We start from the raw sequence: 1036 nt of genomic DNA on the forward strand, positions 1-1036 counted from the left end.
GATCAGGCCGGTGGGAGTGGGCGAGTCGATGATCAGACGGTCGGCCGAGGTGACGTCCTCATCTTCCGGCAGCTCAGCATGCTGCTCGGCGGTCATCAGATCGAGCTCGATCACCTTGCGGCCGGCGGAGCGATCGTTGATCGCGTAGTAGGCGACTTCGCTGCGGGTGTAGAACGACACCGCGGTGTAGGCTTGGCTCACCGGCACCGCCAGCTTGATCGGGCCCTTCGACAGATCGTAGCGGCACACCGCCATCGCGAACGCCGGATCGAGCAGCGGCAGCGGCGCGTTGTCGGGCGTGATATCTGGCAACTGGGTCACCGCGTTGACCTGGGTCAGCGGTGCCAGCCGGGCGTAGGCGTCCTGGCCGGCGATCCGCGGCAGCACCAGGACGGTGACGAGATGCACGATGCCGCCGAGGACCAGTCCGGCAATGATGGCGATGGCGAAGCGGATCATGGGCAGCCGACGGTGGCGACCGCCGGCATCGGCGCGTCGCGTTGGGTTCGGGTGGCGATGCCGACCGGGGTATCGTACAGCCGCAGCATCAGCCAATAGCGGTCGACGCCTCCGGTCGGCAGCCAATTGCCGCCGCGGGCACGGGCCGCGATCCGGATGCTGAACTTGCCTTCGGCGTCGCGAATGATCTCCTGGCTGGTGAAGCCGTAGCGCTCCAGCGTATTGGCGACCAGATTGCCCCGCGGATCGTACAGCGTCAGCGTCCAGAACCGCGCGGCGGGAGTGACACCGCTGATTTCGACATCGCAGCGGCCGTCGAGCGGGCGCTTGTTGTCGTCGGTGGTGGCGAGGAACGAGATGCCGTCGCCAGCGCCGACTGGCAGCGCACCGCTGCGCACGATCGCGGCGCGGGCGTAAGGATCGACCTCGGAGGTGCCGACCCGCGGCCGCGCCGTCCAGGCGCCGATCGTCAAGGTGCCGAAATCGGTGCCGCGCGTCGCGGTGATCCAGGTGGCGCCGATGCCGACGCCGGCGGCGATCAGCAGTGCCAGCAGAGTGAGGACGATCAGGCGCACGT

The 1036-nt window shown here is 68.3% G+C and carries 2 protein-coding genes; both read right to left on the reverse strand.

What is annotated here, in order from left to right; genetic code table 11:
- Positions 1 to 459, reverse strand: a 459-nt coding sequence (locus tag DYI24_RS27065) for a DUF1254 domain-containing protein (RefSeq protein WP_164574512.1), incomplete at its 3' end; no start/stop codon positions are given.
- The gene (locus DYI24_RS27070; RefSeq protein ID WP_164574513.1) at positions 456 to 1034 is read right to left on the reverse strand and encodes a DUF1214 domain-containing protein; all 579 of its coding nucleotides are present in this window, start codon (positions 1032 to 1034) and stop codon (positions 456 to 458) included. The genes DYI24_RS27065 and DYI24_RS27070, both read right to left, overlap by 4 nt.
- Positions 1035 to 1036: the final 2 nt, after the last annotated feature.

It is taken from the genome of Rhodopseudomonas sp. BR0C11, from assembly GCF_010820945.1.
Lineage (GTDB): Bacteria > Pseudomonadota > Alphaproteobacteria > Rhizobiales > Xanthobacteraceae > Rhodopseudomonas > Rhodopseudomonas palustris_H.